The organism is Mesorhizobium sp. M1348 (genome assembly GCF_040317925.1).
Classification (GTDB): domain Bacteria; phylum Pseudomonadota; class Alphaproteobacteria; order Rhizobiales; family Rhizobiaceae; genus Mesorhizobium.
This window is the reverse complement of sequence record NZ_JAMYLH010000002.1, coordinates 236239-261385: the sequence shown is the minus strand read 5'-3', so window position 1 is coordinate 261385 and position 25147 is coordinate 236239. Positions and strand designations below refer to the sequence as shown.

Genomic DNA, 25147 nt, shown 5'->3' with positions numbered 1-25147 from the left:
GAACTTGTTCAGGAAGCCTCCTTCTGCTGCGCCGGCAACGCTGCGGCCAGACGCTTCGCCCATTCCTCGATGCCGGAGCGGCTCGCCAGCAAATCCTGTCTGATCTCGATGAGGACGGCGGGAATGCCGCGATCGTCGCCATGGACCGGTATGGCGTAGTCACCGTCGCGGCTGATCACATAAGGCTCGTTTGCCGCGACGTTGAGCCCACTGTCGGTGCTCAGGCCGGCAAGCACTGCCTGGCCGAAATCGATTGCCCGATCGTAAAGCACGCCGGCGTGCCAGGGCCTGCGAACACCGAGGAAGACCGGCGTAAAGGAGTGGATCGTCGCGATCCGCGTCGCTCTGCCCTGCTTCGCCCGCTCGTCGAGGTGGGCGGCCACGCGGTCATGGAACGGCGCGAACATGATTCCGGCACGCCGGCTTCGTTCCTCCGGATCGAGGCCGACATTGCCGGGGATGTCAGTGTCCTCCGATAGCACCGGAATGCTGCCGCTGGAACCAAGCGGCCGGTTGAGATCGATCAAAAGCCGCGAATAGGAGCTGAGGAAAGCCGGAGCATCGAGCAGCTTCGACAGAGTGCGGGTCACTGCGGCGGCGCCGATATCCCAGGCGACATGGCGCTGCAAATGGCTGCTGTCGAGACCGAGCCGCGCATACTCTGCCGGAATATGATTGGAAGCGTGCTCGCATATCAAAACGATATCGGAACGCCCCGTTTCGTTGATTGCATCGACCGCGGGAGGCCAACCTTCAGGTAGGATGGCGTTAGCGAGCGGCTCAGCCATCAATACAGCGTCCGGTAGAGATCGCAGACAGCCACTTGGTCGAGACCGGCGAGGCGCTCGGTCTCATGCCGCTTGAGGCCGACAAAGGTCTCGACAAACACCGGCGCGAACCATCCGGTCACGGTCTTGTCGGCGACGAGCGCGTCGAGTGCCGCCGGCAGCGTTTCCGGCAGTCTTACGAGGCCAAGCTTGTTGCGCTCGGCGGCGCTCATCAGCGTCGGGTCGCCGGTGACCAGCGGCGGCGCCGGCAGCTTGGCCTTCAGCCCTTCCAGCCCGGCGCGCACGATGGCCGCCAGCGACAGATAGGGATTGCCGGTGGCGTCGGCCGCCCGGTATTCGACGTTGTACTGCCGCGCCGGATCGCGCCCGCCGAGCGTCACCGTCGGGCAGATGCGCAGGCTCGCCTCGCGGTCGCGATCGGCAAGCCAGGTGTAGGACGAGCTCCAGCTGTGCGGCTTCAGCCGGTAGTAGGACGATACGCTCGACGCCGTCATGGCGGTAATCGCGGGCAAGTGGCGCAGCACGCCGGCACAGAACGAAGCGGCCTGGCTGGAAAGACTGCCCGGCTGTGCCGGATCGTAGGTCGCCGGCTTGCCAGCCTCGTCGACGAAACTGAAATGGATGTGGACGCCGTTGCCGACGGCATCGGGAGCAGTTTTGGGCGCGAAGCTCGCACGCCAGCCTGCACATCGCGCCACTTCGCGCGTGACCTCGCGGATGGCAACGGCGCGATCGGCCGCGGCAAGCGCATCGGCTGGCTCGCATGTCACCTCGAATTGGTCGGTGCCGAATTCGGCGATCACCACTTCGGGCGCGACGCCGGATTCCGCCAGCGCCGCCATCAGATTGGCGGCGAACGGATCGGTGCGGCGCAGTGCGGCGAGCGACATCGAATGAGCCGGCCCAAAGTCGCCCTCGATATGGAATTCATGCTCGAAGGCGGCGATGACGGAAAGCCCGGTCGCCGCCCTCAATTCCGCCAGCGCATCCTTGAGCATGGTCCGTGTACAGCCGACCCACGGGCTGCCGTCGAGTTCGACGATGTTGCCGGCGACCATATCGAAGGGCGTCGCCGATCCGGTCAGCGCGGTGCGAAATCGCGCGTTGAGATCGGGAATGAGCCGCACGTCGCCGGACGACCCCCACGGATTGGGATCGACGATTGAGTTGAACGGTGTCAGCGACAGGTTGGCCTGCAGCCAGCCGACGCCGGTCGCAGCGATCTTCTGCAGCCTGCTTTCGACGACGGAGCGGCCGCGCGTGATCGCCGAAAGGTCGGTGGTGACGACGGCAACCAGCGGTTCGACGGTCATGCGGCTTTTCCCAAGGCTTCGAAACGGGCCGTAACGGTGGCGGTATCGGCGACCCAGCAATAGCCGCCAAACGCCTTGAGCGCGCCGTCATGGCGCTCCTGCGAGGCGGCGGCGCAAGCATCGGATACGCAGGTGACGAGGTAGCCGCGATCGGCGGCATCGCGCACCGCCATGTCGACGCACTGGTCGGTCATGATGCCGGCGACGATCAGGTAACGCACGCCGAGGTTTTTCAAGACATAGTCGATGTTGGTCGAGTTGAAGACGCCCGACGATGTCTTCGGCAGCATGATCTCGTCGCCAACCGGCGCCAGCGACGGCACCGGCAGGCCCTCCGGCCGGCTCGGCGCGATGTGGATCGGCGTCAGCTTATGGTCGAGCGAGCGATCGCGGCCGTCTTCGGTCAAGCTCTGGATGATCGTATGGATCACCTCGACGCCGTTGGCCCGCGCCGCCGCCAGCAGGCGCTCCTGGTTGGGGATCGTTTGCGACGCCGTCTGCCGGTAGAAATAGTGATCGGGACCACGCTCCGGATGCGCCGGATCTGCGCCGGGCTCCAGCCAGACCCGTTGCATGTCGACCAAGAGCAGCGCGGTTTCGCCGGCCCGGAACGGCTCGTTTCGTTTCGGCAATGCTGGAGTCATGCTTTCTGGTCCTGTGTTGCTGATCATAATCCGGCTGATTTAGCTGATTTTGGTCCACGCGTCCTGCGTGGCGGACACACTTATTGGGAGTATTCGAAGTCGCTAATTTGAGTTAAACTTTGTTTTCGGGCGTGGAGACGGGGGTCTCTGTCATGATCGATTCAGACGTGTTCGACTTTGTCGAACGCTGCAGGAAACATACAGCCACCGGGCCGCTGCTGAGCGACCTTCTTGATACCGTGAGGAATCTCGGCTTCGAGCACCTTATCCTGAGCGGGGTTCCGCTCAGTGGCCAGAAACTTGCGCCGATGGTTGAACTGAATGGCTGGCCGGCCGGCTGGTTCGAACGCTATGTCGAGGCCGAGCACGCCGCCGTCGATGGTGTTTGCATCTACTCGGCAAAAACCCTGAAGCCGTTCCTTTGGTCCGAAGTTCCGGCAAAGTGGTCGGATACGGAAGGTTCACGACGCGTCGCCGGCGAGGCGACGGAGTTCGGCATCTGTAGCGGCTTCGCTGTGCCGATGCTCAGCATTCACCATTGGCAATCCGTGCTGTCGTTCGCCTCTTCCGCGAAGTCCTGCAATCTCTCGCCACGCCATCAAGTGCAACTGGTGACCATGGCGGTCTATGCCGGCATGTCGATCCAGGCGTTGGCGGACGACAATGATGACGATGAAGGCGTGCTGACCGACCGCGAAAAAGAGGTGCTGTTGTGGGCCGCGGCCGGCAAGACCTCGTCGGAAACATCCCAGATCCTCGGCCTGACCGAACGCACGGTCAAATGGCACTCAACGCGGGCCCGCGAGGCTTTTGGCGTCGCAACGACCACGCAGGCGGTCGTCGAGGCAGTGCGCCGGCGCCTGATCCACCCCTAAACGCGTCAATTGTCCTATCGGACAGGTGACGTACATTAGCGAGGCTGCAAATATCCCCCGCGACAACGATCGGGGGATCGCACCATGATAACGGCCCACGTAGTCAACGCGCATAACAAGCATCTCTACGAAAACGAATTCGACGAATTTCTGCGCCGGCGGCACGATTTCTTCGTGCATCAAAAGCGCTGGCGCCCTCCGAGCCCGGATGGTCGCGAACTGGATCAATTCGATACAGACGCGGCGACATACCTGCTGGGCATTGAAGACGATCGCGTAGTGACTTCGGCTCGATTGATCCCAACGAGCGAGCCGCACATGGTCTCGGAGGTTTTTTCTCACATGTGCGAAAAATCGGGCGTCCCAAGACGTCCCGATTGGGCCGAATGGACCCGCACATTTGTCGTTCCCGACAAGCGAACTGCCGGGCTGAGGGGCACGCTGACACAGCTGTGCTGCGCGGTGATGGAATACGCTCTCGACGAGGGCCTCAGCGCCGTCGGCGGCGTCCAGGAAACCTACTTCATGCCCCACCACGGCGCCCTCAAATGGCGGGCCGAGCCGATGGGCATGGCCAGGGAAGAAAACGGCGAATGGTACATCGTCGCATATATCGAGGTGAACGAGGCGGCGCTGGCGAGTGTGCGGAAGATCCTGGGGATTGGGCATTCGCTGTTGGTTCGGCGGGGGAGGCAGCTGCCGTTCTGGGAGAGCAATAACAAGCGATATGCAGCTGTATTGTAATGGTTAGACCTAGACTCGGCAGACGTTGCAGCATTACAGAAGCCTCCTCAACAGGAGCCGTTCCAGTGGCCGCCTCGAATGCGCTTTGTAGTTCCGCAAGCGATATAGGTCCGACGTTTGATGCCTTGGTGCGCGTCAAACGGGCAAGATGTACAAATATTCGCAATATTGTAGGTGCGTCGAAGGAAACATGTATGTTTGCGTCGCGCTGGCACAGAACGTCCATAAAATGGTTCCAGAAGGAGATCTCGTCCCCGTCCTCTCCGAACATTTTTTCAAATTCGTCTGCAGCGAGCTAACCTATAGTCTGACAGATAAGCGGTCGGCGAGGTAACCAGTTTGGCACGTCAACATCAATATCTCTATTCTGAAAGTACTCGAGGAGTTCGCTTTCGCTAAATTCGCTCTTAGAGCGGATTACGACTGTGTTTTGTGGGTTTATCCCCAACGCCGCGAACATCTCATCCGTGCTCGGAAAATAATGCTCGCGCCCGGCCACAAGGCTGCCTCCGGCATTCTTTTGAACAACGTCCTTTACGCCTTCTAGCGACTTTGCTCTAATAAATTTTAGGCGATTGCTATCGTTACTCCAGGACTGAGAGCCTATTTCATCAAAACCATCAAGAAAAAAGATGATAGACTTGGCGTTAAACGCTTTAATTGCGCTGCTTTCTAGAGAATCAAGCCCGAGCTCATTGAAGTGACGCCTAATCAGTTCCCCGCTCTGACGCAGTCCCCATGATTTACGCAGATCGATTGCAATAGGATGGCAGAAGTTCACCGTTGCTGTTTCGCTGAGCAAAGTGAACACCTCTCGAATGCACCGACTCTTTCCACTCCCGTATTCGCCAAGTAAAACGACGTTCTTTCCGCCCAATAAGTATTCAGTTACGTCCTTTGTCGAGATGTCACCCTTTTTGCCATCCACAGAATATCGTACCGGAACATACTTTGTATCATCAGTCTCGCCAGTTAAAGGATTGATGGAGCTACCGAAAGGTGCTGACATCCTAATCGACGAGTAAGAGTCGAAATCAAAAAATTGCTTACTGAATTCGTCAAATGAAAGAACATGAATATGCTGCTCTCTCCCTGCATCTCGCATTGCGGGCGTGATGTTGCCATTTACTATGCAGAAACATCTTGCCATAACCCCCTTTGAGAACATGGTGTTCTTCGCGGTATGGAGCTTTATGACGTCTTCGCGAACTTTTGACAGAGATTTCTCCTCTGTTATTTCAACGAAACATTGCAATTCGGCCTTAAGTATCGTGACGCCGTCAATATTAACTCCGCCGACGCGTTGAGGAGTGCAGGGGCGAGACCATATGAGGCTTGCCATTTCGCGCACTCGATCTTCAAAGTTTGCCCAGTTCCGCTTGACTCATGAAAACCCCGCTGCAATCTCGGGCCATAACGCCCGCAAACAACCCTCTCGTCAACTCTCCCTGCATAGCAGGATTTCCGCCCCTCAGTAGGGCAAGGGGATCGCATATCGTGATTTGGCGATTACGGTGACAGTGCACCATTTCCTTTCGCCACCTGCCTCGTTTTTCCAGGTTTCACGGCTTTGCCGGTTTGCCCGGCGATGCTCGGCCCACGGGTGCATCGAAAACCGCGACATCGGCGATGCGGCAATACTCGACGAGCAGTTCTTGTGGAACACATAGTCTTCGGACGTGAAAACACTTCGGTTCGCCCTTACGTACGGTGCTTGGGGATGCGGCAGACCGGGAACGCGGGCAAGGTGCACCATGCGGCGGGGGCGACATGGTAAAAAGTGCACGGTCACCGTATCAAAGAACGACAGCTCGCACGCGGGGTTTAGGCTTTCGGGCAGTTGCGCTTTGATTTCATCCGGGAAGTCGTTGGCTGGGGAACCTGGATTCGAACCAGGACTAACGGAGTCAGAGACAGATTGATCCGTTGTTTTCGCTAGGAAATTTCGCCTTGTGTTGCAGCCGTGTTGCAGTCTTCGCTACGAAAGTAGCCGGGCCTCGATCTCGGCAACTGCCGTCTGATCGGCGGCGTCGTCTTCGAAAAGATGGCCGTATGTGTCGAACGTCACCGTGATCGAGCTATGCCCCATGATCATCTGGACGCGCTTCGGTGAAAGCTTTTGTTCGATGAACAGGCTCGCCGCCGCATGACGCAGGGCATGAAAGTTGTACTTGGCGATTTTGAGCGGGGCGCCGTCGGCGTCGAGCCTGGTCGGGTGAAGGCGGAATAGCCCGGCACCGACGAGCAGGGGCGTCCAGACGCGGGAAAGAATGTTGTGGTGGTCAAGCGGCGTTCCTTCGTCGGAAGGAAACACCAAGCCATCGGGACCGTTCGCGACGGAGAGGCGCTGCTGCTTCAGCGCGTTGATTGCCATCGGCGCCAACGGCACGTCGCGCTCGCCGGCCGATGTCTTCGGCAGCCCGAAATCGCCCCATGCATCGACCCGGCCTTTCACAGTCAGAACGCCGCGCTTGAGGTCGAAAGCGTTCCATCTTAGGCCGCGCAACTCGGAGGCACGCAAGCCGCTGAACAGGGCAGTGACGATCAGTGCGCGGTGCTTGCCTTGGGTGGGGGTGGCGTCGAGGATCGTGCGCAATTCCGCCTTGGTGGGGATCTCTGGCCGCTTCGACTTGCGGCGGTCGTTCGTCTTCACCTTGGCATCTGACACCGGATTCGTCGCCGCCAAGCCACGCCGCCTTGCTTCAACGAAGACCGCGCCGAGCGAACGCACGATGCGCTTGACCATGGCCGGCGATCGATCCTTTGCCAGTTCATCGGCGAAGGCATGGACGTGCGGCGTATTGAACTGCGAAAGCTTCCTGGCGCCGATCAGCGGCACGATGTGGATGTTCACGTGCTCGGCGTAGGCTGTGCGCGTGGAGCGCTCCAGTCCTTTGGCATCACACCTTTCCAGCCACAGCTTAGCTGCCTCTTTGATCGTGATCGAGGCGCTGTCTGCTACATGGACGCCGAGCTGTAGGTCGCGCCGCACCTTGACCAAATAGGCGTCGGCATCCTTGCGCTTGTCGAACTGCTTTGAGCGGCGGTTGCCGCCAGCGTCGAAATAGTCGGCGAGCCAGCGGACTTCGCCGGAGGGGAGGGTGCGTTTGCGGACCTTAGCCATTATCAGGACTCCCCTGTTTTCGAGGTGCTTTTGTGTACAGCACGCTTCAAGCCTCGTCGCTGCATTGCCAGCCACTTCCGCTTTTCTTCGTCTGATAGATCTTCTGGAGGAAAATTCCCGAATACGAGACGTCCATCCTTATCTTCCCCTAGCCATTCTCCAATTTTGGGAGCGTCCTCTTCTCGGAGCGCCTTCCACACGAAAGGCATCAGATACATCTCATCGTGCCAATCGCGCTTGTCACCCAGCGGCGGCGGTTCATCAGGGTAGTCGAGGAAGGGCACTGCCACGGACATGCCCAACGCTTCCGGATTGCGCAAATATGACATCCGCTCTGCCATGTCCGGAGTGGTTTGCTTGAACATTTCCGCCGCTTGCGCGATGTGCTCGTCCACCGCCGGGAGAGCAGCGCTTATATCGTCTGTGTCTCCTTCCGGACGGCACCGGCCCACGGTAGTAGCAATCGCCGAGGCGACTGCGCGATTGGTAAACATGTCTTGGTGCCAGCGCGCCTTCGTGTAACTTTCAATCCTAGTTGTCATGTGGGCCACGAGATAGGCCAGCGCCTTAACGTGATCCTTTCCAAGGTTGCGCTGCATCCGCTTCTGCTCCTCGAAGCTCTCGCGCAGGCGCCGCTCGACAATCTGCGAAACAGACTTTCCGGTTTTCTCACTTTCGCTGTCCAGAGCAGCGCGCAACTCTGGTGTTATCCGCGTGGAAAATGCCGAGGACTTCCCGGCAAACTCTCCCTTGGGTTTCCGTCCGCCGCCGGCGGCCCGCTTTCCTGCCATCGCTCAATCACCTTATTTGTCTTAACATTTGTAACGCAACGTATGGCATTGTGCTGGCACTAGCAAGGACGAATAAGTAAATTGAGGCATCGAAAGGAGCACACATGACCCTCGAAGATGCCTTGAACCGCCCAACACTATCGGTCCCGGACGCCGGCGCCGTGTTTTATGGACTGAGCCGAAATGGCTCGTATGAGGCTGCAAAGCGCGGCGATATCCCCACAATCAAAATCGGCCGGAAAATCATGGTGCCTGTAGCACCTCTTGCCGAGAAGCTCGGCATCCGGGCGAACCTGGGGAGGGCGGCTTGAGCGCTGTCCAGAAAGACCGGACGTGCAAGGGTAAGACCTACAACCTTGTGAGAAAGCACACCAAGCCGTCGGCCGAAGAGAACGGTTGGCAGTGGTTGACGCGCGACTTCATGGAATCCGATGCGTTTCGGACGCTCAGCGGCAACGCCCACAGAGCGCTCTTTCGGATCCTTATAGAACATGTCTCCCATGCGGCGCTTTGCAATGGGCGGCTGATCGTGACCCACACGCAGTTCATCGAATACGGCGTAACCGGCGAATACGTCGCCGACGCGACCGGCGAGTTAGAGTTCAAGGGCATCATCCGGGTCCAGCGCGGCAAAGCTGGCGACGGGACATCGCATCCGAACACATACCGCCTGACCTTCACCGGTGATTATGAGGGCGCGCCAGCGACCAACGAATGGCGGCGCTGCACAATGGCGATGGCAAAGGCGTGGTCAACGACCGTCAGGAAACAACAGGCCGAACAGCGCGGCAAGCTCGGGCGCAAGAAAAAAACGCCGCTTCGGACTTCCGAAATGTCCCCGCTTCGGAGTTCCGAAATGCGCAAGGTGTCGCGATGATTTTCGTACCGAAAAGGTCAAAGATTTCAATATCAGGCACATTTCGGAAGTCCGAAGTCCTATACATATTTTGGAGGGGATACCGATGCGCGGGCTGGGCCCTCATGCTATCGACGATGCGGTGTGCACCGTACTGCCGTTTCCGACCGTTCGACGCGTCGGGAAGATCCGTAGGACCGTCGAAGTGCTGTCTGATCGGACCGCAAAGGGCGGAAACCATTATTGGAAACAAGTCATCGCGGGCATGCGGACGCAAATGGTGTCCGCTGGCCTGGCCGACGAGGTCATTGACCAGGAACTTCGGGCGTTTGCCGACGAGGTTTTCGGCAGAATCCGGAATTACCGTCAACCCGAAACCAATGGTGCAGCATGAAATCGATTGGCCTTCCGGTAACGCTGCATGATCGGGCGGTGGCAAGAGTTCCTGTCCTGCAAGGGCGAGATGCCGCGAATTGCATTCATGAAATATTGGCGGCCTAATCCATGACGGCAAAAACAAAAGTCCTCCCCGCGCCCGATCACGCGCACCAATCGAACCCGTCGCGCCTCTTAAAGATCGACGGAAGCACCGTCACTATCGACCATACGGCAGCCCAGAAAGCGTTCGGATCATCGGACGAAGATTTCATCAATGGCCTCCTGCGCCAGCTGGTGAATGTCGGCAGCCACGGCAAAACGCCAGACGATAAGGGAACGGCCTTTGTCGCCTCGATCGTGAAAGGCATTGAACCGCAGGATCAAATCGAAGCTATGCTGGCATCCCAGATGGCTGCGGTGCACATGGCGACAATGACGTTCGCCCGCCGCCTTGCTCACTGCGAAACTATCCCGCAGCAAGACAGCGCCGAACGTGCTTTCAACAAGCTCACCAGGACATTCGTGGCCCAGGTCGAAGCCCTAAAGAAATACCGCACGGGCGGCCAGCAGCACGTCACGGTGAAGCACGTCACGGTGAACGAAGGCGGCCAAGCTATTGTCGGCAACGTCTCGCATGGGGGGGCAGGGTGACGGAAAAAAATAACGTCAACCTCATGAACCTAGCGCCTCGGTGTCATGCTCGGTCGAAGCGGACGGGTTGCCAGTGTCGATCGCCAGCGGTGAGGGGCAGCGCAGTCTGTCGCATGCACGGTGCGGGCGGTGGCGCACCTGAAGGCAAGCGGAACGGCAACTATCGCAACGGAGGCAGGACCAAACGCACAATGGCAGCCTTGGCGGTTGTCCAGGCAATGGCGCGAATATGTCGGCAGTCGATCGATGATCTACCGGATTAACTGGGAACTAGTCGCCATGCTGCTTGTCGCGGCCTTCATTCTGGCGTTGTGCCTGCGTCCCTAGGAAGGTGAAAATATCGACACTTCTCGGACCTTCGCCGAAACGACTGCCTTGTGCTGTTGGGGCGCGACGCCCAGCGAGCGCAGGCGCGACGTTGATGCAGCCTTGTCGCGCCGCAAGGTTATGCTGTACCTCCACGGCGAAGCATGAGTGAACGCGGACCCTTTGGTCAGCCCTCCGAGGATTTGGCGCGTTCCTCGTCGCATGATTTCGCACGGATCAGATTGGGATTGTCCTTGAGTCCGGCAGCCCAGGCTCTGAGTCCGGCCTTTCGCGCTCCCTCCACAAACAGTTCGGCCTCGTGCTCCATCATGCCGCCCGAGCCACTAAGATAGCTTTCCGCGATCCAGATAGGATCCTCGAAACCATCCGGCGGGCCAAGGCGGCCAGACGAGGCAGGGCCAGTTAGCGGGAACTCCCGAGAATCGACGGAGGACATCTGAGCCATCCCGGGGACGCATTCGCTCCGATAATTGTATCCCGTACCGCTCGTGTTTACAGCGTCGCGCGCGGTTGGCAAAGCAAGGCGCGATCCGAGCCGAATTACTGCAACGTTGCCGGCTGGAGCCGTCTATGGATCAAAATTCTGATGTGCCGACCTTATGCCAAGCATTGGTTCCCTGTGGCGTCTGCGAGGCGCTCGATCCGCGGCAACTGGTGGGATTCGCCAGGACATCCTCGAAGGCGCGCCGTCGCTGCCGACGTTCAAGCGAAGGGCGAGACTCCGAACAGCCAGCCGTGCAGCCAGAGCCCGAACAATGCGAAAGCCACCAAGCCGATGCCCACAGCAATCAGGTCGCTACGCGGTCGCACGACCGCGGGTGCCGGATCGCCGCGTGGAATGACGGCAATGAGATCGACAATCGCGTAAACCAGAAACGCTCCGAAGACTAGGAGCGAGGCAAGGTCGCCATTGGCCAGGAGGTGGCCGATGGCCCAAAGGATGATGCCCACCAGCATCGGGTGCTTCAGCCGATGCTTGATTGAACCCGTGGGCAAGTAAGCGGCTGCCAGAAAGACGAATGCGGCGAGCACCAACACCGACGCGACATGGCGGCCCCAAGAGGGCGGCTCGTAGATCTCAGGCGCATTGGGCCGATAAAGACTCCAGCCCCAGACGATCAGCACGAAGCCGATGATCGATAGGAGCGAATAAAGTCCCTTCCAGCGCCGCTCGTTTGTGGCGATTTGCTCATCACGAAAGCTGCCGGCGGCGATCCGAACAGAATGGATTCCGAAGAAGATCACGAGGCCGAAAACCAGTACTAGCATAACACCTCCGAGGTTCGGCGCGTCGGCGGGAAGGAAGGCTTGCTTACGCCCTCGCTCGAGTTGCCGGCTGCATGCGCAAAACGGATCCTGCGAACGAGATGGTCAGAGTAATATATCAGGGACCCGCAATCTTGGAATGGGCAAAGCTGCCGATTGGCACGGCACAGCGGCATCGCCTGCGCGCAGGTTCTTCGCGTTCAGCACGGAACCGCCCCGGTGAATGCCTGTGGCGACGTTCCGTTCACATAAATTGCATGAGGGCAACGGGCGGGCGGCGCAGTAGCGTTCGATATGCCCGTTCTCGTCGTCACGGCATCCAAGGCTGAGCGGTATGCTGCTTCGACCTAATTGCCGGCCCTCCGCAGATGGTACACGAAGGTCCGGAAATGGTCGAACACGACCTTGAGTTTGACCAGCCTATAGATCCGTTTCTGGCGCTAGTTGCCCATTCCGGTGGCCAGCTCGAACGGTAAAACCTGACCCTAACCGGTCCTTCTTCAGCCTATCATGAATGTCGCACATGCTTGTAAATCCGACATTGCGCTGGCGCTGTTCAGAGCGCTCCAGTTAGTTCGAGCGTCCGATAGCCGGCCAAGAGCGTGATTAGAAATCCGACAAACGCAGGAGCGTCCTTTCCTGCAATGCCTTGACCGTTTTGAGGGCGGCTAAGAGACCTTGGACACTTCTAAGAGATTTGCTCGCAGCGGTTGGCGGTGCTAAACTTCAAAGCTGCCGCACTGATGTGTCCGATTGCGCCGCCTCCTGCCGCTGTTGATGTGTGTCTTCGGAGTGACGCAAAAAAGGCGGAGACCGGGATGATGAGCTTGACGCGCCGCGATGTGTTGATCGCCGGGAGTGCAGGGTTTGCCGGAGTCGCGCTCTCCTCGCCGCTGAGCGCGCGTGCGAACGATGAAGCGCTGGAACTCGTCAAACAGCTCATCGGGCGGACGGCCACGGAGTCGGACCGCCTTCACCTGATAATGCCGGCGGTCTTCCCGACCGGTTACACCGTGCCTATGAGCCTCGACATCGACAGCCCCATGACGGAGGCCGACCACGTGAGGCAAATCCGCGTGTTCGCGCCGCAGAACCCGATCATCGAAGTGGCCAGTTTCCATTTCGTCCCGCAACGCAGCCTGCCCCGCGTGTCGACCCGCATCCGCCTTGCCAAACCGCAGCATGTCATCGCAGTCGCCGAAATGAATGACGGCAATCTGCTGATGACCACGGCTTGGGTTGACGTCGCCACAAATGGCTGCGCCTGACATCTGAGAGGGAGCCGGACAGTGATCACCCCCACACCACGCGTGATCGTACCAAGCGCTGCGGCGAAGGGCGACGTCTTCCAGGTCAAGACCATCATCAGCCATGAGATGGAAACAGGGCTGCGCCACGATGATCAAGGCAATGTGATCCCGCGCAAGATCATTAACCAGTTTGTCTGCCGCTGTAACGACGCCGTGGTGTTCAGCGTCGATCTACACGAGGCGATTTCGGCTAACCCGTTCTTCGAATTTTCCCTGCGCGCGACAGAGAGCGGCCGGCTCGATTTCGTCTGGGAGGAAGACGGCGGTGCCGTCTATACGTTGTCGCACCAGCTCACGGTCGGTTGAGGTGGCGACGCAATCGACTGCGCGAATTATGGCGTGACAAGTTGAGTGGGAGCGTGACCGGAAAACTCCAAAACAGACGGGTATTCAGCATGCGCCCCGTCGCGAGATCTGCGATTGCAGCGAGCCTCGTGCTTCTCGTCAGTCAATCCGGCGCGGCGGCGGGGGCGGATCAAGGCGCTCAACTCGCCGCGACCTGTGCGTCCTGCCATCGTCTCGATGGCGGCGGCACAGGCATTCCCAGCATCATCCGGCTTGGTGAGGAGAGGCTCACCAACGCCCTGCTTGCCTACCGGGCGAGCGAGAGTCCAAATCACATCATGCACGCTATCGCGCTGTCGCTCAGCGACGAGGAGATCGCGAGCGTCGCGCGCTACGTCGCAGCGCAGGGAAAGTAGCGCGCCATGAAATTCTTGACGCGTCGCGAGTTCGGCCGCCTGACTGGAGCAGCATTGCTAACGGCGCTCAACCAGCCGAAGGCGCGGGGCCAGGCCAAGGCGCGTGTCGTCGTGATCGGCGGCGGCATCGGCGGCGCAACGGTCGCCAGATATCTCGCCGTCAGCGCCACGGCTATCGAGGTGACCCTGGTCGAACCGCGGCAGAGCTACACGACCTGCTTCTTCAGCAATCTCTATCTCGCCGGGCTCCGCCCGTTCAAATCGCTCAGCCATGGTTATGAAGCGCTGGCAAGGCAATACGGCATCACCGTCATTCATAAATCCGCTGAAGCGATTGACCCGGCGGCGAAAACCGTTGCGCTGAACAACGGTTCGAAGCTCAGCTACGACCGTCTCGTTGTTGCGCCAGGCATCGCATTCAGGGATCGGGCGCTTAAGGGCTATGACGAAGCTGCGATGGAGATCATGCCGCACGGCTGGAATGCAGGGCCGCAAACCAGGCTGTTGCGCCAGCAACTGGAAAGCATGGAGGACGGCGGCCTGTTCGTCATCGTCGTCCCGCCGAATCCGTTTCGCTGTCCGCCCGCCCCCTATGAGCGCGCTTCGCTCATCGCCTCCTATTTCCAGCGCAGCAAACCCAGGGCCAAAATTCTGATCCTCGATTCGAAAGACAGCTTCAACGCGCAGGACCTGTTCCAGGACGCTTGGAACCGCCACTATCCGGGAATGATCGAATGGCTACCGGCCCAGTTCACTGGCGGGGTCACGGCGATCGACGCGAAGACCCGGTCGGTGATCACCGAGGGAGCAACATTCAAGGCCGCGGTGGCCAATGTCATCCCGGCGCAAATGGCCGGGCGCTTGGCGCAGCAGGCAGGGCTCGCCAATCAGTCGGGCTGGTGTCCCGTCGATCCGGTCACCTTCGAATCGGCGCTGCAGCCCGGCGTCCATCTGGTCGGCGACGCGATCATCGGCGGGGATATGCCGAAATCCGCCTTCTGCGCCAACAGCCAGGCCAAAGCCTGCGCCTTTGCCATCGCGGCCGATCTCACCGGATCAGCGCGTTTCCCGGCGCATTTGTTCAACACCTGCTACACCTATCTCGCCCCCGACGATGCGTTCAGCAACGCCATCAGCTTCAAGCCCGTCGACGGAAAGCTCAAGAGCGTCATCAGCTTCGTCAGCAAGGTCGAGGAAAGCACCGAGGTCCGCCGGCAGGCTGCGCGCGCCGCGGAAGGCTGGTACGACGCCTTCACGCACGACGTGTTTGGCTGAAACGAAACTCAACTCCGCTCGACGGCCGGGCCGGCCATTGCGGAAATGCCGTCACCATTCTGGGCGCGCTCCGCCTCGGCGCCGGATCGTTGCTCCGGGATCAGCGTTGGAACAGGATCGGGCAGCCGCTCCAGCCGCAGCGAATTCACCACCACGAGGATGCTCGAGCCGGCCATGACCGCCGCCGCAAGGATTGGCTGCAGAAGTCCGAATGCTGCGAACGTCAGGGCGACGAGGTTGTAGCCGAACGCCCACATAAGGTTGGTCAAGATGGTCCTGCGGACCGCGCGGGCCACGTCGACGATCCAGGGCAGCATCCACAATCCCTCCGCAGGCAGCACGAGCGCCGCAGTCTCGCGGGCGAGATCGGTGGCGGAGCCGACGGCAATACCGACATCTGCGGCGGCCAGAACCGGCCCGTCATTCAGTCCATCGCCGACCATCGCCACCGAATCGTGGTCATGGCGGAGCCGATCCAAGGCCAGCCGTTTGGCCTCCGGCGAAAGGCCCGCTTGGACCTCCTTGATCCCGACCAGGGCCGCGATCCGCTCCGCCGCTTGCGCCAAGTCGCCGGTCAACAGCGTGGCGTCGAGCCCGCGCTCACGCAGGGCCGCGATCGCGGCCTGCGCCTCGGGAAGCGGCGAATCATCGAGCGACAGCACAGCGTGAACCCGCTCGCCCCAACCGACATAGACCACCGAATGACCGCTCGCCTCCAGCGACCGTGCACGCTCGGCTAGCGACGGGGGAAGCGGCCAGCCCAGATCATTCATCAATCTGCCGTTCCCTGCCGCCACGGGCCGGCCTTCGGCGTTGCCGCGGATGCCACGGCCGGGAACCATCCGGACCTCGCGGGTGACGAGCGGCGTGATGCCCCGCTGAGCGGCGGCTGCCGCGATGGCCCGCGCCAGACCATGCTCGGAATGGCGCTCCAGACCGGCGGCGCGCGCCAGTACTTCGTCGATGCCGACCTCCTCGCGTTCGACGCCGACGAGACGCGCTTTGCCCGCCGTCAGAGTGCCGGTCTTGTCAAAGGCGAGCAACCGTACACGCGCGAGTGTCTCGAGCACGCCGGGGTCGCGGACGAGGCAGCCGTGCCGCGCCAGCCGGCCGATGCCGAGCGATGTCGCCATCGGAGCAGCGAGGCCGACGGCACAAGGACAGGCAACCACCAGCACCGAGAGGCCAATCAGCAACGCCCGATCGAACGGCAATGACTGGGCCCAGTAAACGGTCGTCAGCCCGCCGAGGGCGAGGACGAGCGGCACGGACACGCCAACGACGCGATCGGCAAGGCGCTGGGTTGGACTGCGACGACCCAGCGCTTCGCGCACCGACCGGCAAATCCGTGCCCAGCGGGTTGCGGTTCCGTCACCGCTGCTTTGGATCAGGAGCGGGCCGTCGATATTGATACTGCCGGCAATCACCTTGGAGCCGGCGCGCTTTGTCACTTGCCGGCTTTCTCCGGTAATTACGGCTTCATCGGTGTTCGATTCCCCCTCGACAACCACGCCGTCGACCGGAATGCGCTCGCCTGGCCGGACCCGCACCAGCATGCCGGCCGTCACCTCCCGCACCGGACGGCGGATCTCTGCCGCGCCATCGACCGCGGTCGCGCTCTCGCTTTCTGCGGCCAGAAGAGGTTCGAGGTCGCGCGCCGCCCTGGCGCGGCCAACAGCCTCGAGATAGCGGCCAACTGTGAATAGCATCAGCACCATCACGGCGGTGTCGAAATAGACATGCGTGCTGCCCTCGAACACGGCAAATGCCGAATAGAGGTAAGCGGCAGCGACGCCAAGCACGATGAGTGCCGACGACGTCACTCGTCCCTGAATGCCATTGAGCCACATGTCGCGCAGATAGGGTCCGCCGAGAATCACCACCGCCGGCGTGGCGAAGATCCAGAGCAAAAAGTGAATCCACGGCAGCACGCCCGCATCGACGCCCGTGAACGCGTCCGAATAGAGGAGGAGGCTGAACATCATGATATTCATGGAGAGAAAGCCTCCCACGCCGAGCTGGATCAGAAGCCAGGCGGCTTCCCACTCTTCGTGTCTGCCGCTCTTCACCTGAAAGGCGATACAACAGCCGTAGCAGCAGAACGCGCAAGCCTCACCGTTGAGCCTGCGCTCCATCGGGCGCAGACCGACGGGCAGCGAACAATGGCTACAGAGGATATCGCCATGCGCAGTCATGCGGGATGCCCACCTGGCCAGGCAAGGCCGATATGCGTGTCGGAAGGCAGGAGACCACGGCCGAGCGTGATGAGACCGAGCAAAAGAATAAAACCACCAGCCAGCCGCACGCCGCGCCGCCGCCAGGCTGGCCCGAGTATCCGGCCAACGCCGCCCATCATCAACATCGCGGGGAAGGTTCCCAGTCCGAACGATGCCATGACGAGAAACCCGGGAAGCGCTCCGGCGGTGCTCGCCGCCTGGGCGGCGAAGGCATAGACCAGGGGACACGGCAGGAAGCCGTTGAAAACGCCAAAGGCGAGCGGTGCGGCGCTGCTCCGGGCCGTCAACAGACCGCGCAGGGACAATGCAAATGTGCTGCCGCCAAATCCGATCGCAAGGCGATGAAAGACCTGCAGCAAGCCGAAGAACTGCAACGCCATGGCAATCATGAGCAGGCCAGCGACGATCGCGAGAATTCGTTGGGCGATGTCGAGGGAGCCGTTCAAGAGCGGCGCCGCCGTTAGCCCTTGCGTGGTGCAGATGACCTGACCGATCGCGCCCGCGAGCCCGCCCAAAAAGCAATAGGTTGTCAATCGTCCGGTATTATAGAGCAGGTGGCGAAGGACGGTTGCGCCTCCCCCTCGCTGATCGCGGCCCAGCGCGCAGGCAAAGCCGCCGCACATGCCGATGCAATGAAAGCTGCCTGCAAATCCAGCGGCGAAGATCACGAGGTAGTAGATCATTGGCGTTTGCGCAGTGGCGCGGACGCGGCGCTATTGCCGCACAAGATACAAAAGAAAGAGGATAAAGCCGACGGTGCAGCCGCCATAGATGAGGAAGCCAAGCATCTGCGGCAAGCCGGCGTCAGCAAGCTTGAAGGCGGTGTCCTGTAGCATCCGCTGCTCCTATCTCAGCCGAAATAAAGACGAAGCACGTTTATCGCCAGCTCGAAGCACAGGAAAAGGAGGTTCAATGCGGCGACCCCAAGGAGAATTTTGGCTATCATCGTCTCCATCACTCCTGTCTTACCAGCCCTTGCGACCGTCTACTTAGAACAGACGGCCGGGCCCGAGCCCGCCCCAATAAACATACATGTAGTACAGCCCCCAGGCGAACAGCAGCACGTAGACGACGAGAAGCCATAGCGGAATGAATCCCACACGCGCCTGTATCAGGCCGCCGGCATAGTCCTCCAGTTCAGGGTGCGAGCTTTGACGCACATCCAGTTCCGGATGCGTCGGGCTCTCCGGATCGCTGCTCTGCAGATCGCTCATTCTCCATTTCCCTTTCAAAAAACCCATTGGCGGCTTTGTCGGTGCCGCTCAACGCGCCGGACAGGACGCCCCAGATGAACAAGAACAGGGCCGCCAGGCTCATCAGCATGGCGCCCGCATAGGGTCCGGTGACTTCAAAACCGAGCATGCGCTAACCTCCGGCGGGTGCCTGTTCCTCGCCAGGCGGAGCTGGCGGGCCGGACGCCGGCACCGACGGATCGGGCACATAGGCTCGCTCCGGCTTGTCAGCGACCAGTTCCAGATCGTTCAGCGCCGCGCGGGCCTCCTTCTTGATCGAGAGCGGCTGCAGCGAGAGCGGGTCTTTATAGGCGGAAAGCGCCACCACGAAATAGGAAAGCGCCCACCGGTCCTCGTCCGGAAAGGCATCCCGATAGGACGGCATCGGCGTGCCGCTGAGGCCCGTAGTTATCGTCCGGAAGATGTCTTCGACGGCCGGGCCAGACTTGAACTGGCCGCTGGTGAGGTCGGCCGGCACGATGGCGAACCCGATATCATCCTTGAGGCCGGCCGCCTTCTCGCCGTCGCCCTTGCCACCTTGGCCATGGCACTCCCAGCACTTCGCCACCTGCCAAACCTCCTTACCACGGTCCAGCATCGTCTGGGACGGGGTCGGCGGGCGCCCGATATACAACGGTGGGCCAGGCGGTTCCTCGACGAAGAAAGCGTAAGGGCTGGCGGGATCGGAACGGTCAACCGCTAGCTCATACTTGATGTACTGAATCACCGCCAGCCGATCGTTGAGCGGCAGTTCGTACCAAGGGGGCATTGCCGTGCCGCGGATGCCGCGAGTAATGGTGCGCAGCATGTCGCCGTCCGTGGGCAGGGGCTCCTTTGTCAATCTGAACTTGAAGACTGCAGACGTGAAGTTCCTGGGCCGCTGGTTAAACATAAAGGTGGCGGCCGGCCCGTTGCCGTCGCCTCTGGCACCGTGGCAACCGATGCAGCGGCGCTCATAGACTTCCTTGCCATAAGCAATCCATTCCTCGGAGCGCGGCATCGTCGCATCCATGACCTCCAGGCTTTGCGGCTCGAACAGATCGCGCCATTTACCCCGGTTCGTGCCGAGCTTCTGGACGTAGGAAACAAGCGCTGCCAGCGATTCCGTCTCCGCCGCGATGCTGACGGTTTCGCCTGTGTATTCGTCGTTCGGCGTCAGGATGATCGGCCTTCTTTCGCGCGCCTTCAGCGGCACGAACAGCAACCCGTATGCATTGGGCGTCAGCTGGATCGCTTGCTTGCTGTCGAAGTCGAACAGGCCTTTGGTGACCTCTGTCCTTTCCAGGGTCCGATTGCCAGCGCCGTCGTCAACGATACGGACGGCTGCATCGGGCTCGTGGAAGAGGCCGCGATACGGCGCCATTATCGAGTCCGGCACCAGCATCCGCGGATTGTAGAAGTGCGCCAGGTGCCATTCGTCGCTGTATTTCAGGCCCACGCGCGTCAGGTCCGGTCCGATCCGGCGTGTGCCTAACAGGTGCGGCACGTCATAGGCGTATTCGCCCGCCTCGCTGACCGGTCCCCAGCGGCGGATCTCGCCGGTCACCGGCCGCACGAATTGCGAATGGCAGTACCAGCAGCCTTCGCGCAGGTAAATGTTGCGGCCGCGACGCTGCTGCTCGGTGTAGTCCGTCGCCTCTGAAACCGTCCATTTCAGCTGGCCGAAATCCGTGCGCACCACCGAGGTCACGCGCGTAGTTCGCGAGGACGGCTCCACGAAGGGCAGCACGCCCTGCGTGATCACCGCAAGGGTGATGCAGAAGACGCCGGCGAACAGCGCGAAGAAGCGAACGTTCACTGCGCGGGCCCTCCCGCCGGCGCCGGGATAGGCGCCTCCACCGGCCCGCGGGCGCGTCGCGCCTCAGCCGCCGGGCTGGTCAGTGCGGTCAGCATCAGATTCACCACCAGCAGCGACATACCGAGATCCATGCTGATGCCTGCCAGGGTCCGCGCCAGCCAGTAGGGCTTCACCCAGACGAGCGAGTCGAGCCATTCGACCCCATTCATCCATTGATAACCCTGCTGCAGCCCGCCCGCTGTGAGGACCAGGCCCATGGTCGTGATGCCGACGGTGATCAGCCAGAACGACCAGTTGCCGAGCTTGAAGGACCAGAGTTCGCGCCCGAACAGCCGCGGCCAAGTATAGAGGAGGCCCCCCATCGCCCAGACGACGAAGGTGCCGAACACGGTGAGATGCGAATGCGAGATGACGAAATCGGTGAAATGGGTCGGCTGCTGCAGCTGCCGCAGCGCCTCGGTCGAGCCCTGGAAGCAGCCGACGAGATACATGAGCGAGCCCATGATCAGGAACTTCGCCGGCAAGTTCCTGCCGAACTCATGCCACCTGCCCATCATAGTGCCGAAGAAGTTCACCAGCACCGTCCACACCGGAATGATCAGCAGCATCGACGTGACGACGGCCAAGGTCTCGGCCCAGTCCGCGATCGGGCTGTAGAGGTAATGGTGAATGCCGACGAACGGGTAGAACAGTGCCAGGGACCAGAAGCCTACCAGCGAGAGCTTATGGGCATAGAGCGGATTTCGCGCGCTGACCGGCAGGAAATAGTAGATGATCACGTAGCCCGCGGGCGTTATCCACAGCCCAACGATGTAGTGGAGATAGAGGCCATGGAAGGCGGCGCTGTTGATGCCCGAGATCGTGTATGGCAGGATGAAGCTTCCAAGCACGAAGTTCATCGTCGTCCACACGAAAGTGGCGATCAGGTACCATAGCGCGACATAGATCGCCGGCTCGAGCCTTCGACTGATCGTGATCAGGAACTGCGCGGTAGCAACAGCCACCACGATGAAGAATGCGACCTTCGCGTAGAGCGGAAGCTCTCCGGCTTCCAAACCGTCACTGTCGCCGAGCAGCAAGCCGACCAAACCGGCAAGCGTTGCGACGTTCCAGACCCATGCGAGAAGAACCGACCACTCCGACCATATCACCCGCACCCCCGACAGACGCGGCACGAGATAGTAGCAAAGGCCGATGAAAAGCGTCGAGAAGGCGCCGAAGATGACACCATTGACGTGGACCGGGCGCAGCCGGCCGAAGGTGAGCTCGAGGTTCCCCGATCCGAGATAGTCGGGGTAGTTGAAGGTGCCCGAGATCATGACGCCGACGGATGGCGTAACCATCAGCCAGAACATGCCGAAATAAAGCCAGGTCCGCACGACCCGTTTGTCGACCAGCGCATCCAGGTCCACATTCGCGAACTTGCCGCGCAGCTCCATCCCAGTCTCTGCCAACGCATGGCCCTTCCCCGCGCGGTTCCCGGGCCGCACGACTGCTTTAAGCCTACCGTTCCCCATCGAGGTGTCACTCCGATGGCGGACTCGCTTCGCGCTCCCTGAAGCCGGTGCCCCCGGCTATCGTCGAGACTAGTATTTGCCTGGCACCAACACCGAGCCGCTGTTCGACCAAGTGATGTACGCCTCGAGCGCCTTCATCGCCTCCGATTCGGGATCGATCTTCTCGCCCTGGCTTGGTTTCTCGATGCACCAGTTGATCATGTCGCGCAGTGTCGCGAACTTGGCCATCGACGCCTGGAACTTCGGGAACGCCTGCGGATGGGTATCGGATGCCATCGGATGGCACATGGCGCAGGCCCAGCCGGTGTTCGACAGCTTGACGCCCAACTGCTCCTTCATCGCCGCATCACCATGGAACAGGAGGTCTCCTTTCCTGACCTCCTCCATGAACGCTTCTTGATAGAGTTTCAGCTGCTTTGGCGTCACCGGATCCTTGTTGCCACTGGCCGGCCCGACGACAGCAGCTGCGACGACTGCTCCGGCGACGGTGGAACGCCTCAGAATGCAGAGGAATGTCGATGTGTTTATCATAGCCACCACCCTTACGGATTTGCCCATGGGTACTGTTTGTCGGCGATGCGTGACCGTATGACTTCCGCAATGCTCTTGTCGTGGTCCTCCGGCGACTGGACGAACACCTCCTTGCGGCCCCACATGATGTACTCGACATCGACCTTATCGTCGGCGTTGACGTTCACGGTTTCCCAACCGACCCCGTCGAAGGGATCGCCCGGATCGACACGGATCATCGGCTTGGTAAGCTTGGGCAGGCCTTCCGGCGCATACGGCCACGGCCAGGAGGTCGCCAGCATGCCGATCGAGCGCATGCTGCCGATCTCGTTGTAGAGCACCTGGTGCACATGACCGTGGATGTTGGTGACTTTGGTATAAGGCTTCAGCACGTCATTCACTTCGCGCCAGTCGCGCACCCAGAAGTTCCAGGGCGGGTAGTACTCGTACAGCGGATTATGGCTGAAGATGACGATCGGTTTGGACTTATCCCAGTCGGCGAGTGTCTTCTGCATCCAGTCGAGCTGGTCGCGGCCGACGCCGGCCCACGCGCCGGCTACCGTGCCGTCGAGGGTAGCCATATGGCCCATGCGCTCCTCTGGCGTCATCTTCTTCGCTGTCCAGTAGTCCGGTCCCCGGCTGACCGTATCGAGCCCAATGAAGCGCACGCCCTTGTGATCGAAGGTCCAATTGGGTTGGCCGAACAACTCGCCCCACTTCTTGCCCATATCCAGATACCAGTCATGCTCGCCCGGGATGTAGTATTTCTTGATCGTCAGATCCTTGAGGAGCTCAACGCCAAGCTCAAGTTCCTCGATCTTTCCGAGCTGGGCCAGGTCGCCGCCGAAGATCAGGAAGTCGGCCGGCGGATCCATGGCCTGGACCTCTTGCACGGCGCGCACCACCTTGTCGACGAAGCGCGTGTTGAGGGATCTCTCGTAGAGATGGGTGTCCGAAATCCAGGCAAACTTGAAGGGCGCTTCGGCGGCGTGAGCGACGTCGATGGTGTTGAGCAGCGGCCACCACGCGAACGTCTGGCCGACGGAAGCAGCGCCGAACAGCAGCGATCTGTGAATGAAGGTGCGGCGGGTGATTTGGAGCGAGTCGTCGGGGCGTACGCCAGGCTGCTGCAGCACCGCATGCATTTCGCGCCGAATGCGGTCAAGCTCGTCAGACATCAGGGTTCCTCCTCAGTGCAGACCGTTTCTTAAAGCGTCGGTCTTCTCGCAGGGAACGCGACCCTGTTGAATCAGCAGGTCGCCCATTTTGTTATTTTTTCAGTTCAATCGTCAGACTGGTGGCCTTATTCTCCTCTACCGTTACGGGCTGCTCGATGGGCCCGGTGAAGGGATGGATCGCCACGAGCTTGTATTCCCCCGGCGGAACATCGGTTATGCTGAATTTGCCATCGGCGCCGGTGACCGCGTAGTAGGGATTGTCCACCACATAGACCCAGCCCTCCATCCAGCCATGCGCGTCGCAATCGATGCGGACAGTACCGGCACGCTTCAGTTCGACCGGTATACGCTGGCCCTTATTGGGCAACGCCACGTTGAAGGCGGTGCGCTTGCCATAATAGCCGTGAGTGTTGTGGAGCACTGGGTCGCTGTTGACCACCTCCAACGAACCGGCCGGTATCATCTGCACCGCGGGCTCAAAGCGACATTTGAGGTTGTTAAGCTCAGGCAGCTTTCCGGGCTGCGGCCAGGCCTTTCCCTGTGCCACGTCGACCAGCTGCACCGCCGCGTTCAGCACGGCCTGCTCGCTGCCGACTTGGATCAGCGGCTCCTCGCGGGGGTCGCCGCACACCTCGATATTCTTGGTGGGGATGATCTTTGTTGTCGGCACGTCGCCGCGGTAGACGATCGTACCCTCGATCGTTCCGCCTCCCGTGACCGGACCCACTTCGTAGGCTTGGGCAGGCGCGGACATTGTCGCAGCGAAAGCGATCGCCGCTAGTCCGCTCATCAATTCGCGAATCGTCATAAAAGCCGCCTCCTTCTAGAGAGATGAGGGGCAATGCTTAAAAGTAGAGCTAAACCAGTACCATGTCTAGCCATTCAGCATCAAAATATGATAAAGTGGGATAGTTTAGGCGAGTGTGTTAATCACAAACACACGCGGAGGTTGATGCGTCATTCTTGAAGTGCCGGAGGTACTTGATGAAGCGGCGGCATGGACTCCTCAGTCCCTGGGCCTACGGTCTGCATACCCTCTTCTGCATCATATTCGCAGCGGCCCTGTCGATCTGCCCACCGCTCGTGCGGGCCGACACGGCGCCTGTGACGGTCGGTGGCCCATTCACGCTCACGGCGCCGGACGGAACGACGGTCACGGATGAGACTTATCGCGGCAAATGGCTGCTGGTTTTCTTCGGCTATACGTCTTGCCCCGACATCTGTCCGACGACGCTGTCCTCAATCGCCGCGGCGATTAAGGAACTCGGCCCCGACGCCGCAAAACTGCAACCGCTCTTCATCACCGTCGATCCCGAACGCGACACGCCTGAGGTGATGGGAAGCTTTACCGCGGCGTTCGATCCGCGGATCGTCGGGCTGACCGGCAGCCCGCAACAGATCGCTGCGGTTTCGGAGGCATATGGCGCCTATGGTGTGGCGCGCCAGGGCGAGGCGGGCGATGACGACTACCTAATGGATCATGGCACCTACATATACATCATGAACCCACAGGGGCAATTCGTGGAGGGGCTAGACTCTGACACACCAAGCAGCGGTATTGCCGCTGCGTTGGGTGAATTGGTGCGATGACACGAGCCCTGGCATGACGGAGATCACGATTATGCAGTTGAT

The 25147-nt window shown here is 60.6% G+C and carries 28 protein-coding genes; 11 read left to right on the top strand and 17 right to left on the bottom strand.

Annotated features, from left to right (window positions below; genetic code table 11):
- Positions 1–8: 8 nt before the first annotated feature.
- Genes NKH13_RS05380 through NKH13_RS05370 form a run of 3 tightly spaced genes read right to left on the bottom strand, consistent with a single transcriptional unit; the run spans position 9 to position 2745 of the window.
- Complete coding sequence (locus NKH13_RS05380; protein ID WP_352911006.1) at positions 9–788, bottom strand: N-formylglutamate amidohydrolase; 780 nt, start codon at positions 786–788, stop codon at positions 9–11.
- Positions 788–2101: a type I glutamate--ammonia ligase gene (locus NKH13_RS05375; RefSeq protein WP_352911004.1), complete on the bottom strand. Its 1314-nt coding sequence runs from the start codon at positions 2099–2101 to the stop codon at positions 788–790. The genes NKH13_RS05380 and NKH13_RS05375 overlap by 1 nt, the downstream gene beginning before the upstream one ends.
- Positions 2098–2745: a cysteine hydrolase family protein gene (locus NKH13_RS05370; RefSeq protein WP_352911001.1), complete on the bottom strand. Its 648-nt coding sequence runs from the start codon at positions 2743–2745 to the stop codon at positions 2098–2100. The genes NKH13_RS05375 and NKH13_RS05370 overlap by 4 nt, the downstream gene beginning before the upstream one ends.
- A gap of 152 nt (positions 2746–2897) precedes the next feature.
- On the opposite strand from NKH13_RS05370, the gene NKH13_RS05365 reads away from it, so the two are divergent.
- Both NKH13_RS05365 and NKH13_RS05360 read left to right on the top strand, forming a co-directional pair.
- Complete coding sequence (locus NKH13_RS05365) at positions 2898–3620, top strand: LuxR family transcriptional regulator (protein WP_352789657.1); 723 nt, start codon at positions 2898–2900, stop codon at positions 3618–3620.
- Between the two features lie 84 nt (positions 3621–3704).
- Entirely contained in the window at positions 3705–4364 is a 660-nt protein-coding gene (locus tag NKH13_RS05360) for an acyl-homoserine-lactone synthase (protein ID WP_352910998.1), read from the top strand.
- A 295-nt stretch (positions 4365–4659) separates the two neighbouring features.
- On the opposite strand, the gene NKH13_RS05355 is transcribed toward NKH13_RS05360, so the two are convergent.
- The 3 genes from NKH13_RS05355 to NKH13_RS05345 form a co-directional block, all read right to left on the bottom strand.
- Complete coding sequence (locus NKH13_RS05355; RefSeq protein WP_352910996.1) at positions 4660–5706, bottom strand: hypothetical protein; 1047 nt, start codon at positions 5704–5706, stop codon at positions 4660–4662.
- A 636-nt stretch (positions 5707–6342) separates the two neighbouring features.
- A complete protein-coding gene (locus tag NKH13_RS05350) occupies positions 6343–7488 on the bottom strand; it encodes a tyrosine-type recombinase/integrase (protein WP_352910994.1) in 1146 nt (381 codons plus the stop codon).
- Positions 7489–7490: 2 nt separating this feature from the next.
- Positions 7491–8279, bottom strand: coding sequence for a hypothetical protein (locus tag NKH13_RS05345; RefSeq protein WP_352910991.1), 789 nt, complete (start codon positions 8277–8279; stop codon positions 7491–7493).
- A 104-nt stretch (positions 8280–8383) separates the two neighbouring features.
- Here NKH13_RS05345 and NKH13_RS05340 point away from each other — a divergent pair, with 104 nt between their 5' ends.
- The 4 genes from NKH13_RS05340 (at position 8384) to NKH13_RS05325 (ending at position 10164) form a co-directional block, all read left to right on the top strand.
- On the top strand, positions 8384–8590 hold the full coding sequence (locus tag NKH13_RS05340) for a helix-turn-helix domain-containing protein (RefSeq protein WP_287322029.1): 207 nt from the start codon (positions 8384–8386) through the stop codon (positions 8588–8590).
- Positions 8587–9156, top strand: a complete 570-nt coding sequence (locus NKH13_RS05335; protein WP_236391415.1) for a hypothetical protein — start codon at positions 8587–8589, stop codon at positions 9154–9156. The genes NKH13_RS05340 and NKH13_RS05335 overlap by 4 nt, the downstream gene beginning before the upstream one ends.
- An 85-nt stretch (positions 9157–9241) precedes the next feature.
- On the top strand, positions 9242–9529 hold the full coding sequence (locus NKH13_RS05330; protein ID WP_352910988.1) for a DUF6074 family protein: 288 nt from the start codon (positions 9242–9244) through the stop codon (positions 9527–9529).
- A 110-nt stretch (positions 9530–9639) separates the two neighbouring features.
- Positions 9640–10164: a hypothetical protein gene (locus NKH13_RS05325; RefSeq protein ID WP_352910985.1), complete on the top strand. Its 525-nt coding sequence runs from the start codon at positions 9640–9642 to the stop codon at positions 10162–10164.
- Between the two features lie 493 nt (positions 10165–10657).
- On the opposite strand, the gene NKH13_RS05320 is transcribed toward NKH13_RS05325, so the two are convergent.
- Together NKH13_RS05320 and NKH13_RS05315 are read right to left on the bottom strand one after the other, a co-directional pair.
- Positions 10658–10927: a hypothetical protein gene (locus NKH13_RS05320; protein ID WP_352910982.1), complete on the bottom strand. Its 270-nt coding sequence runs from the start codon at positions 10925–10927 to the stop codon at positions 10658–10660.
- A gap of 266 nt (positions 10928–11193) precedes the next feature.
- Complete coding sequence (locus tag NKH13_RS05315) at positions 11194–11760, bottom strand: NnrU family protein (RefSeq protein WP_352910979.1); 567 nt, start codon at positions 11758–11760, stop codon at positions 11194–11196.
- Positions 11761–12575: 815 nt separating this feature from the next.
- On the opposite strand from NKH13_RS05315, the gene NKH13_RS05310 reads away from it, so the two are divergent.
- Genes NKH13_RS05310 through NKH13_RS05295 form a run of 4 tightly spaced genes read left to right on the top strand, consistent with a single transcriptional unit; the run spans position 12576 to position 15043 of the window.
- Positions 12576–13025 carry a thiosulfate oxidation carrier protein SoxY gene (locus tag NKH13_RS05310; RefSeq protein ID WP_352910976.1) on the top strand — a complete coding sequence of 150 codons (450 nt, stop codon included), beginning with the start codon at positions 12576–12578 and terminating at the stop codon, positions 13023–13025.
- A gap of 21 nt (positions 13026–13046) precedes the next feature.
- Positions 13047–13373: a thiosulfate oxidation carrier complex protein SoxZ gene (gene soxZ / locus NKH13_RS05305; protein WP_352903451.1), complete on the top strand. Its 327-nt coding sequence runs from the start codon at positions 13047–13049 to the stop codon at positions 13371–13373.
- A 53-nt stretch (positions 13374–13426) separates the two neighbouring features.
- Positions 13427–13768 (top strand): c-type cytochrome, encoded by a 342-nt coding sequence (locus NKH13_RS05300; RefSeq protein WP_352910974.1) that lies wholly within the window; start codon positions 13427–13429, stop codon positions 13766–13768.
- 6 nt (positions 13769–13774) lie between these two features.
- A complete protein-coding gene (locus NKH13_RS05295; protein WP_352910972.1) occupies positions 13775–15043 on the top strand; it encodes an NAD(P)/FAD-dependent oxidoreductase in 1269 nt (422 codons plus the stop codon).
- 8 nt (positions 15044–15051) lie between these two features.
- Here NKH13_RS05295 and NKH13_RS05290 read toward each other — a convergent pair whose 3' ends face one another.
- From NKH13_RS05290 to NKH13_RS05250, 9 genes are all read right to left on the bottom strand, one after another.
- Positions 15052–17178 carry a heavy metal translocating P-type ATPase gene (locus NKH13_RS05290; protein WP_352910970.1) on the bottom strand — a complete coding sequence of 709 codons (2127 nt, stop codon included), beginning with the start codon at positions 17176–17178 and terminating at the stop codon, positions 15052–15054.
- A gap of 56 nt (positions 17179–17234) precedes the next feature.
- Positions 17235–17963, bottom strand: a complete 729-nt coding sequence (locus NKH13_RS05285; RefSeq protein WP_352910967.1) for a sulfite exporter TauE/SafE family protein — start codon at positions 17961–17963, stop codon at positions 17235–17237.
- A gap of 30 nt (positions 17964–17993) precedes the next feature.
- Positions 17994–18116, bottom strand: coding sequence for a hypothetical protein (locus tag NKH13_RS05280; protein WP_352910965.1), 123 nt, complete (start codon positions 18114–18116; stop codon positions 17994–17996).
- Positions 18117–18269: 153 nt separating this feature from the next.
- Positions 18270–18494: a hypothetical protein gene (locus tag NKH13_RS05275; RefSeq protein ID WP_023718671.1), complete on the bottom strand. Its 225-nt coding sequence runs from the start codon at positions 18492–18494 to the stop codon at positions 18270–18272.
- 151 nt (positions 18495–18645) lie between these two features.
- Complete coding sequence (locus tag NKH13_RS05270; protein WP_352910963.1) at positions 18646–20310, bottom strand: cbb3-type cytochrome c oxidase subunit II; 1665 nt, start codon at positions 20308–20310, stop codon at positions 18646–18648.
- Entirely contained in the window at positions 20307–21749 is a 1443-nt protein-coding gene (locus tag NKH13_RS05265) for a cbb3-type cytochrome c oxidase subunit I (protein ID WP_352910960.1), read from the bottom strand. The genes NKH13_RS05270 and NKH13_RS05265 overlap by 4 nt, the downstream gene beginning before the upstream one ends.
- 147 nt (positions 21750–21896) lie before the next feature.
- The gene (locus tag NKH13_RS05260; RefSeq protein ID WP_352910958.1) at positions 21897–22358 is read right to left on the bottom strand and encodes a c-type cytochrome; all 462 of its coding nucleotides are present in this window, start codon (positions 22356–22358) and stop codon (positions 21897–21899) included.
- An 11-nt stretch (positions 22359–22369) separates the two neighbouring features.
- Complete coding sequence (locus NKH13_RS05255) at positions 22370–23515, bottom strand: metallophosphoesterase family protein (protein WP_352450402.1); 1146 nt, start codon at positions 23513–23515, stop codon at positions 22370–22372.
- Positions 23516–23606: 91 nt separating this feature from the next.
- Positions 23607–24305, bottom strand: a complete 699-nt coding sequence (locus tag NKH13_RS05250) for a carboxypeptidase regulatory-like domain-containing protein (RefSeq protein ID WP_502908328.1) — start codon at positions 24303–24305, stop codon at positions 23607–23609.
- Positions 24306–24499: 194 nt separating this feature from the next.
- On the opposite strand from NKH13_RS05250, the gene NKH13_RS05245 reads away from it, so the two are divergent.
- Positions 24500–25105 (top strand): SCO family protein, encoded by a 606-nt coding sequence (locus tag NKH13_RS05245; protein ID WP_352910953.1) that lies wholly within the window; start codon positions 24500–24502, stop codon positions 25103–25105.
- Positions 25106–25147: the final 42 nt, after the last annotated feature.

Excerpts from the sequence above, each read along its gene's own strand:
- NKH13_RS05350 (WP_352910994.1), bottom strand. The coding sequence starts at position 7,488 with ATGGCTAAGGTCCGCAAACGCACCCTCCCCTCCGGCGAAGTCCGCTGG.
- NKH13_RS05355 (WP_352910996.1), bottom strand. The coding sequence starts at position 5,706 with ATGGCAAGCCTCATATGGTCTCGCCCCTGCACTCCTCAACGCGTCGGC.
- NKH13_RS05365 (WP_352789657.1), top strand. The coding sequence starts at position 2,898 with ATGATCGATTCAGACGTGTTCGACTTTGTCGAACGCTGCAGGAAACAT.
- NKH13_RS05320 (WP_352910982.1), bottom strand. The coding sequence starts at position 10,927 with ATGTCCTCCGTCGATTCTCGGGAGTTCCCGCTAACTGGCCCTGCCTCG.
- NKH13_RS05260 (WP_352910958.1), bottom strand. The coding sequence starts at position 22,358 with ATGATAAACACATCGACATTCCTCTGCATTCTGAGGCGTTCCACCGTC.
- NKH13_RS05340 (WP_287322029.1), top strand. The coding sequence starts at position 8,384 with ATGACCCTCGAAGATGCCTTGAACCGCCCAACACTATCGGTCCCGGAC.
- NKH13_RS05285 (WP_352910967.1), bottom strand. The coding sequence starts at position 17,963 with ATGATCTACTACCTCGTGATCTTCGCCGCTGGATTTGCAGGCAGCTTT.
- NKH13_RS05375 (WP_352911004.1), bottom strand. The coding sequence starts at position 2,101 with ATGACCGTCGAACCGCTGGTTGCCGTCGTCACCACCGACCTTTCGGCG.
- NKH13_RS05310 (WP_352910976.1), top strand. The coding sequence starts at position 12,576 with ATGATGAGCTTGACGCGCCGCGATGTGTTGATCGCCGGGAGTGCAGGG.
- NKH13_RS05250 (WP_502908328.1), bottom strand. The coding sequence starts at position 24,305 with ATGAGCGGACTAGCGGCGATCGCTTTCGCTGCGACAATGTCCGCGCCT.
- NKH13_RS05380 (WP_352911006.1), bottom strand. The coding sequence starts at position 788 with ATGGCTGAGCCGCTCGCTAACGCCATCCTACCTGAAGGTTGGCCTCCC.
- NKH13_RS05330 (WP_352910988.1), top strand. The coding sequence starts at position 9,242 with ATGCGCGGGCTGGGCCCTCATGCTATCGACGATGCGGTGTGCACCGTA.
- NKH13_RS05280 (WP_352910965.1), bottom strand. The coding sequence starts at position 18,116 with ATGCTACAGGACACCGCCTTCAAGCTTGCTGACGCCGGCTTGCCGCAG.
- NKH13_RS05245 (WP_352910953.1), top strand. The coding sequence starts at position 24,500 with ATGAAGCGGCGGCATGGACTCCTCAGTCCCTGGGCCTACGGTCTGCAT.
- NKH13_RS05315 (WP_352910979.1), bottom strand. The coding sequence starts at position 11,760 with ATGCTAGTACTGGTTTTCGGCCTCGTGATCTTCTTCGGAATCCATTCT.
- NKH13_RS05325 (WP_352910985.1), top strand. The coding sequence starts at position 9,640 with ATGACGGCAAAAACAAAAGTCCTCCCCGCGCCCGATCACGCGCACCAA.
- NKH13_RS05275 (WP_023718671.1), bottom strand. The coding sequence starts at position 18,494 with ATGAGCGATCTGCAGAGCAGCGATCCGGAGAGCCCGACGCATCCGGAA.
- NKH13_RS05290 (WP_352910970.1), bottom strand. The coding sequence starts at position 17,178 with ATGGAGCGCAGGCTCAACGGTGAGGCTTGCGCGTTCTGCTGCTACGGC.
- NKH13_RS05345 (WP_352910991.1), bottom strand. The coding sequence starts at position 8,279 with ATGGCAGGAAAGCGGGCCGCCGGCGGCGGACGGAAACCCAAGGGAGAG.
- NKH13_RS05255 (WP_352450402.1), bottom strand. The coding sequence starts at position 23,515 with ATGTCTGACGAGCTTGACCGCATTCGGCGCGAAATGCATGCGGTGCTG.
- NKH13_RS05370 (WP_352911001.1), bottom strand. The coding sequence starts at position 2,745 with ATGACTCCAGCATTGCCGAAACGAAACGAGCCGTTCCGGGCCGGCGAA.
- NKH13_RS05265 (WP_352910960.1), bottom strand. The coding sequence starts at position 21,749 with ATGGAGCTGCGCGGCAAGTTCGCGAATGTGGACCTGGATGCGCTGGTC.
- NKH13_RS05295 (WP_352910972.1), top strand. The coding sequence starts at position 13,775 with ATGAAATTCTTGACGCGTCGCGAGTTCGGCCGCCTGACTGGAGCAGCA.
- NKH13_RS05360 (WP_352910998.1), top strand. The coding sequence starts at position 3,705 with ATGATAACGGCCCACGTAGTCAACGCGCATAACAAGCATCTCTACGAA.